This is a genomic window from Candidatus Methylomirabilota bacterium (assembly GCA_036002485.1).
In the GTDB taxonomy this organism is placed as follows: domain Bacteria; phylum Methylomirabilota; class Methylomirabilia; order Rokubacteriales; family CSP1-6; genus AR37.
Window position 1 is genome coordinate 42,776 of sequence record DASYTI010000177.1, and the last position, 6,927, is coordinate 49,702.

A 6,927-nucleotide genomic window follows, 5' to 3' on the forward strand; every position below is an offset into this window, starting at 1 on the left:
GATAGAGTCATCACCACGAAAGGAGATCTCTGGTGACCCCGAAATTCATCTTCGTGACCGGCGGCGTCGTCTCGTCCCTGGGCAAGGGGCTGGCCGCCGCCTCCATCGGGTCGCTGCTCGAGGCCCGGGGCTTCCACGTCACCTTGCTCAAGATGGACCCGTACATCAACGTGGACGCGGGCACGATGAGTCCCTACCAGCACGGCGAGGTCTATGTCACCGACGATGGCGGCGAGACCGATCTCGACCTCGGGCACTACGAGCGCTTCACGGGGGCGCGGATGACCCGGGACAACAACATCACCACGGGCAAGGTGTACGGCACCGTGATCGAGAAGGAGCGTCGCGGCGACTACCTCGGCCGCACGGTCCAGGTCATCCCGCACATCACCGACCAGATCAAGGCCTCCATCCGCAAGGTCGCCTCGGGCGTGGAGGTGGTCATCGTGGAGATCGGCGGCACCGTGGGCGACATCGAGGGTCTGCCCTTCCTGGAAGCCGTCCGCCAGTTCAAGAAGGACGTGGGCAAGGACAATGTGATCTACGTCCACCTGACTCTGGTGCCCTTCATCAGCGCGGCGGGCGAGCTCAAGACCAAGGCGACCCAGCACTCGGTCAAGGAGCTGCGCGCCATCGGTATCCAGCCCGACGTGCTCCTCTGCCGTACCGACAAGGAGCACCCCCTCACGCCCGGGACCAAGTCCAAGATCGCCCTCTTCTGCGATGTCGAGGAAGAGGCGGTGGTGGCCGCGCGGGACGTGGACACGATCTACGAGGTGCCGCTCGCCTTCTTCGAGCAGGGGCTCGACGAGAGCATCATCAGGATGCTCGGGCTGCCTCAGCGGCCCGCCGATCTCGGGCGCTGGGAGGAGATCGTCCGCCGGGTGAAGGCGCCGCGGAGCCGCGTCCGGATCGGGGTGGTGGGCAAGTACATCGAGATCAAGGACGCCTACAAGAGTCTCTACGAGGCATTGACCCATGGCGGCATCGCTCACGAGGCCGCGGTGGACCTCGCCTGGGTCGACGCGGAGAGGCTCGAGCGCGAGGGGGTGGCGGGCCATGTCGCCGGCCTCGACGGCATCCTCGTCCCCGGGGGCTTCGGCGATCGCGGGATCGAGGGCAAGATCCAGGCGATCCGATACGCGCGAGAGGGCAAGGTCCCGTATTTCGGCATCTGCCTGGGCATGCAGTGCGCGGTGATCGAGTATGCCCGCCACGTCTGCGGCCTCGCCGGCGCGAATTCCACGGAGTTCAATCCCACCCCCACCCACAACGTGATCGACCTCCTGCCCGAGCAACGAAGCATCACCGACAAGGGGGGAACGATGCGGCTGGGGCTCTACCCGGTGGTCCTCGCGGAGGGCAGCGGCGCCTCGCGCGCGTACGGGCAGGGGGTGATCCAGGAGCGTCACCGCCACCGCTACGAAGTCAACAATGACTACCTGCACACCCTGGAGAAAGGCGGTCTCAAGATCTCGGGCATCTGGGCGGAGAAGCAGCTCGTGGAGATCATCGAGCTGCCCGATCATCCGTGGTTCGTGGCCGGCCAGTTCCACCCGGAGTTCCTCTCCAAGCCGTGGGCGCCGCATCCGCTCTTCGCCGCCTTCATCCGCGCGGCCCTGGATCACCAGGCCATGACCCATCAGGCCAGGACATGACGGCGGCGTCTACGGACACGCGCCCGGTCACGGTGGCCGGGGTGACCATCGGCGGCGGGGCGCCCCTCGTCCTCATCGGCGGCCCCTGCGCCATCGAGGACGAGCGGCACGCCCTCATGATGGCCGAGCGACTTCAGCGCATGACGGGGGCGGCCCGCGTGCCCTTCATCTACAAATCGTCCTACGACAAGGCCAATCGATCGTCGGTCCACTCGTACCGGGGACCCGGGCTCAAGGAGGGGCTGCGCATCCTGGCTCGGGTCAAGGAGACGAGCGGCCTGCCCGTCCTTTCCGACGTGCATGATGTCTCCGAGGTCGGACCGGCCGCCGAGGTGCTCGATGTGCTCCAGGTCCCGGCATTCCTGTGCCGGCAGACGGATCTGCTCCTGGCCTGCGGCGCCACGCGCAAGCCCGTCAACGTGAAGAAGGGGCAGTTCCTGGCCCCGCGAGACATGGGCAATGTGGTCGACAAGATCCGCTCCACGGGCAATGAGGCGATCCTGCTCACCGAGCGCGGGACGTCCTTCGGTTACAACAATCTCGTGGTGGACTTCCGCGGGCTGCCCATCATGCGGGCCTTCGGCTATCCGGTGATCTTCGACGCCACTCATGCCGTCCAGCTGCCGGGAGGGGCAGGGGACCGCTCGGGCGGGGAGCGGCAGTACGTGCAGGCCCTGGCCCGGGCCGCCATCGCGGTGGGGGTGGACGCGCTCTTCATGGAGATTCACGAGGATCCCGACCGCACCTTGCCCGATGGGCGGCCATTGTCGGACGGGCCGAACATGCTGCGCCTCGACGACCTGCCGCGGCTCCTCGACGAGCTCGCGGCCATCAGCCATGGACTCGGGAAGGGAGGCCCGTGATCGATCGGGTTCGGCTCCTGGCCATGGCCGATCGGGTGCTGCGGCTCGAGGCGGAGAGCGTGGCCTCCCTGCGCGAGCGGCTCGACGAGCGATTCGTGCGGGCCGTGGAGCTGATGCACGGCTGCCGGGGCCGCGTGATCGTCACGGGCATCGGCAAGAGCGGCATCATCGGGCGCAAGATCGCCGCCACTCTCGCGAGCACGGGGACGCCCGCGTATTTCCTGCATCCCGCCGAGGGTGTCCACGGCGATATCGGGATGATGGCCAGGGAAGACATGGTCCTGGCCCTCTCCAACTCGGGTGAGACCGACGAGGTGCTCGCCGTGCTCTCCGCCATCAAGCGCCTGGGTGTCCCTCTCGTCGTGCTCACGGGCAGCGTGAGCTCGACGCTCGCCCGCCAGGCCGACGTGGCCCTGGACGTGGGGGTGGGCGAGGAGGCGTGCCCGATGAACCTGGCCCCCACCTCGAGCACGACGGCGGCCCTGGCCATGGGCGATGCGCTCGCCATGGCCCTCCTCGACCTGCGGGGGCTGCGCCCCGAGGACTATGCGGCGCTCCACCCGCGCGGGGCCCTGGGCTGGAAATCGCTCTTCCGCGTGCGCGACCTGATGCACACGGGCGATGCCGTGCCCGTGGTCCGGGACAGCGCGACCATGAAAGAGGCCATCGAGGAGATGAATGCCAAGCGGCTCGGCATGACCACGGTGGTAGATGCAGCGGGTCGTCTCCTCGGCGTGATCACGGACGGCGACCTGCGGCGCCAGCAGCTCGCCCACGGCACCCTCCTCGACCGGCGTGCGGGCGAGTGCATGACGCCCGATCCGAAGCGGATCGGGCCCGATGAGCTCGCGGCGCGGGCGCTGTCCCTCATGGAGGGTGTGATCACGAGCCTCATCATCACCGACGAGAGTGGCCGCCCGGCCGGGGTGATCCACGTCCATGACATTCTGCGCGCGAAGATAGTGTGAGGGCGAAGTCCCCGTCCTCCGCCGCGCGAATCCGGCTGCTCGTCCTCGACGTCGACGGGGTGCTCACGGACGGAACGCTCGTCTTCGGCTCCTCGGGCGAGGAGACCAAGCGCTTCCACGTGCGCGATGGCTACGCGATCCAGAGGGCCCGGAGCGCCGGACTCGAGATCGCGGTGATCTCGGGCCGCGCGTCGCCCTCCGTCACGCGTCGGATGACGGAGCTCGGCGTGGCCGAGGTGCACCAGGGGGTGGACGACAAGGCCGAGGTCTTCCGCGGCATCCTGTCGCGGCTGCGCCTCGAGCCCTCGGCCGCCGCGGTCATGGGCGACGACCTCCCCGACCTCCCGCTCCTGCGGCTCGCGGGCCTGGCCCTCGCGCCCGCCGATGCCGTGGCGGAAGTGAAGCGCACTGTCGGCTGGGTTTCCAGATTCGATGGGGGGCATGGGGCTGTCAGGGAAGCTATTGAAATGCTGCTCCGAGCGCGGAAGGCCTGGCCGCCTAAATAGATAGGCTTTTGGCTCTTGCCTTTCGTGTTTGCCACAGTAGGTGCTCTATGCTAGCGTGGTCCCGAACTTGCATATGCAAAAGACCGCCGCCGGCATCCTGGTTGGAGTTGTTCTCTTCGTTACAGTCGTGATCGGTGTCCTCATCGTCAAGGGACATCGGGCCGCGCGGCCACCGGCTGATATCGTCCCTGCCCAGTCCGATCAGCAGATCAAGGAGATTCACCTCCAGGAGGACGCCAAGAGCGGCTATCGCTGGAGTCTGGACGCCGAGCAGGCGGATTCCTACGAGAGCACCGGGAAGACGCTCCTCCGCAAAGTCGTGATCGGCATCGAGGAGCCAACCCGGAAATGGACGATCACCGGTGACGAGGGCGATCTCATTCAGCAAACGCGCGACGTCGAGCTGCGCGGCCACATCGTGCTCGTCTCGAGCGATGGACTGAGACTCGAGACGACGCGCCTTCTCTGGAGCAGCTCCGAGAGCCGTGCCTGGACCGAGGAGCCCGTCACCGTGTACCGCGCGGGGGTCGTCGTCACGGGCAGCGGCCTCGACACGCGACCGTCCGAAGAAGTCACGGTCATCCGCGGTCCCGTGCGGGCGACCTTTGCGGGCGTCAAGGGCGGCGCCCGGCCAGTCGCCTCGGCGCCCGCCAGTTCGCAGACCGGGCGAGCGAGGCCATGAGCCTCGGCCGGACGGCGGCGATGGTCGGCATGCTCGCCCTGGGGGCGCTTGTCCTCGCGGGATCGACGGGGGCCCAGCCGGCCGCGCCCAAGGCACCTCCGGCGGCCTCGTCCTCCCCCAATGGCAAGAATGCGCCGGTGACCGTGAACTCCGACACCCTCGAGAGTCTCCAGAAAGAGGGACTGGCCGTCTTCAAGGGCAATGTGGTGGCGCGTCAGGATAATTCCACCCAGTATGCCGACCGGATGGAGGTGTACACGGACGCCAAGACCCGGAGCATCGAGCGCGTGGTGTCGACGGGCAATGTCAGGATCATCACGCGCGACTGCCGCATGGGCACGGCCAATCGGGCCGAGTACTACGACGCCGAGCAGCGGGTGGTGCTGATCGGCAATGCGCGGGTCTGGCGCGAGGACAATATCGTGACGGGCGAGCGGATCACCATCTATCTCGCCGAGGACAGGAGCGTGGTCGAGGGCGGCAAGCAGGAGAGAGTCAAGGCCATCTTCTATCCCTCGGCCCAGGATCGGCCCAAGGCGGACATGAAGGCAGGGCCCGGTGGCCCCGTCTGCCCATGAGATCAGCCGCCGCACGGAGCCTTTGACTTGGAAGGACTCATCGCGCAGAACTTGAGGAAGCGCTTTAGGAATCGCCTCGTGGTGGATCGTGTCACGCTGGACATCCAGCGAGGCGAGGTGGTGGGGCTGCTGGGGCCCAATGGCGCCGGCAAGACGACGTCCTTTTACATGATCGTGGGGCTGCTGCGCGCGGACGGCGGACGGATATTCCTGGAGGGGCGTGAGGTGACCGACTTGCCCATGTACAAGCGGTGCCGGCTGGGCATGGGGTATCTGCCCCAGGAGTCCTCCGTGTTTCGCAAGCTCACGGTGGAGGAGAACCTGCTCGCCATCCTCGAGACGCTGGATCTGAGCCACCATGAGCGGCGCGCGCGTCTCGAGGAGCTCCTGGGCGAGCTCGACCTCACTCCGCTCGCCGGCCACAAGGCCTTCACCCTGTCGGGGGGCGAGCGCCGCCGGCTGGAGATCACGCGGGCCCTCGTGACCAATCCCCACTATCTCCTGCTCGACGAGCCTTTCACGGGCATAGACCCCATCGCCATCGGCGATATCCAGGAGATCGTGGGCCGCCTCAAGGAGCGCGGCATCGGTGTCCTCATCACCGACCACAATGTGCGCGAGACGCTCGCCATCACGGACCGTGCGTATATCCTCCACAACGGCAAGATCCTGGCCTCCGGAACGGCGGCGGAGCTGGCGCAGAACCCCCGGGCCCGCGAGATCTATCTCGGCGAGAAATTCTCCCTTTGATGCGACCCACGACGCGACCCACGACGCACCCCATGCGAGCCTGACCCATGCGTCTTTCTCTCCGCACGACCCAGCGGGTGGTGATGACCCCACTGCTCCAGCAGGCCATCCAGCTCCTGCAGCTGTCCACCCTCGAGCTCGAGCAAGTCGTCCGCAAGGAGCTCGAGGAGAATCCCCTTCTCGAGGAGTTGCCCGAAGAGAAGCAGGAGGTGGACGGCGAGACTCCCGCGGCCACCTCCGCGGATGGCACGGATCTCCCGCCCACGCCCGCCCCCGCCGAGCCGGCGTCCAAGGAAACCTCGACGGTGGACGAGGAGCGCGCCGACGATCTGCCCTTCGACCTGACCTCGGCCGTCTTCGATCAGCAGGACGAGCGGACGCCCGTCTCCACGGAGGAGCGCGAGGATCTGCCCTTTGAGAACCTGGGACGCACGGCCACCTCGCTCGCCGAGCATCTGGAGGAGCAGCTGCGGCTGGCCACGGATGACCCGCGCATCGTCGCCATCGGCGAGGCCATCATCGGCAACCTCGACGAGGACGGCTATCTCCGCGCCGAGGTGGACGAGATCGCCAAGGGGATGGGGGTGACGGCCGAGGAAGTCGAGGTCGCCCTCCGCATCGTCCAGGGGTTCGATCCGACCGGGGTGGGGGCGCGGAGCGTGCAGGAGTGTCTGCTCCTCCAGCTCACCGCCGACGCCGAGCCCGATCCCGTGTCCGTCGAGATCGTGGAGAAGCATTTCGAAGACCTCGAGCGCCGGCGCTACGCGGACATCGCGCGGACGCTCAAGCTCTCCCTCGACCGGATCATGGAGTCGGTGGAGGAGATCCAGGGGCTCGAGCCCAAGCCCGGCCGGCGCTTCTCGCCCTCCGAGCAGCGGTACATCGCCCCCGACGTGTCCATCCACAAGGTGGGCGACGACTA

General features: G+C 67.4%; 8 protein-coding genes. All 8 read left to right on the top strand.

The window, feature by feature from the left end:
* Positions 1–32 precede the first annotated feature (32 nt).
* A complete protein-coding gene (locus tag VGT00_16720; GenBank protein HEV8533069.1) occupies positions 33–1,658 on the top strand; it encodes a CTP synthase in 1,626 nt (541 codons plus the stop codon).
* Positions 1,655–2,521, top strand: coding sequence for a 3-deoxy-8-phosphooctulonate synthase (gene kdsA, locus VGT00_16725; GenBank protein ID HEV8533070.1), 867 nt, complete (start codon positions 1,655–1,657; stop codon positions 2,519–2,521). Before VGT00_16720 ends, kdsA begins: the two co-directional genes overlap by 4 nt.
* Positions 2,518–3,489, top strand: a complete 972-nt coding sequence (locus tag VGT00_16730; GenBank protein ID HEV8533071.1) for a KpsF/GutQ family sugar-phosphate isomerase — start codon at positions 2,518–2,520, stop codon at positions 3,487–3,489. The genes kdsA and VGT00_16730 overlap by 4 nt, the downstream gene beginning before the upstream one ends.
* Positions 3,486–3,995: an HAD hydrolase family protein gene (locus VGT00_16735; GenBank protein HEV8533072.1), complete on the top strand. Its 510-nt coding sequence runs from the start codon at positions 3,486–3,488 to the stop codon at positions 3,993–3,995. Before VGT00_16730 ends, VGT00_16735 begins: the two co-directional genes overlap by 4 nt.
* A 73-nt stretch (positions 3,996–4,068) precedes the next feature.
* A complete protein-coding gene (lptC, locus tag VGT00_16740; protein ID HEV8533073.1) occupies positions 4,069–4,677 on the top strand; it encodes an LPS export ABC transporter periplasmic protein LptC in 609 nt (202 codons plus the stop codon).
* Positions 4,674–5,255, top strand: coding sequence for a lipopolysaccharide transport periplasmic protein LptA (gene lptA / locus VGT00_16745; GenBank protein HEV8533074.1), 582 nt, complete (start codon positions 4,674–4,676; stop codon positions 5,253–5,255). The genes lptC and lptA overlap by 4 nt, the downstream gene beginning before the upstream one ends.
* A gap of 27 nt (positions 5,256–5,282) precedes the next feature.
* Positions 5,283–6,005: an LPS export ABC transporter ATP-binding protein gene (gene lptB, locus VGT00_16750; GenBank protein ID HEV8533075.1), complete on the top strand. Its 723-nt coding sequence runs from the start codon at positions 5,283–5,285 to the stop codon at positions 6,003–6,005.
* Between the two features lie 47 nt (positions 6,006–6,052).
* Positions 6,053–6,927, top strand: an 875-nt coding sequence (locus VGT00_16755; GenBank protein ID HEV8533076.1) for an RNA polymerase sigma-54 factor, incomplete at its 3' end; no start/stop codon positions are given.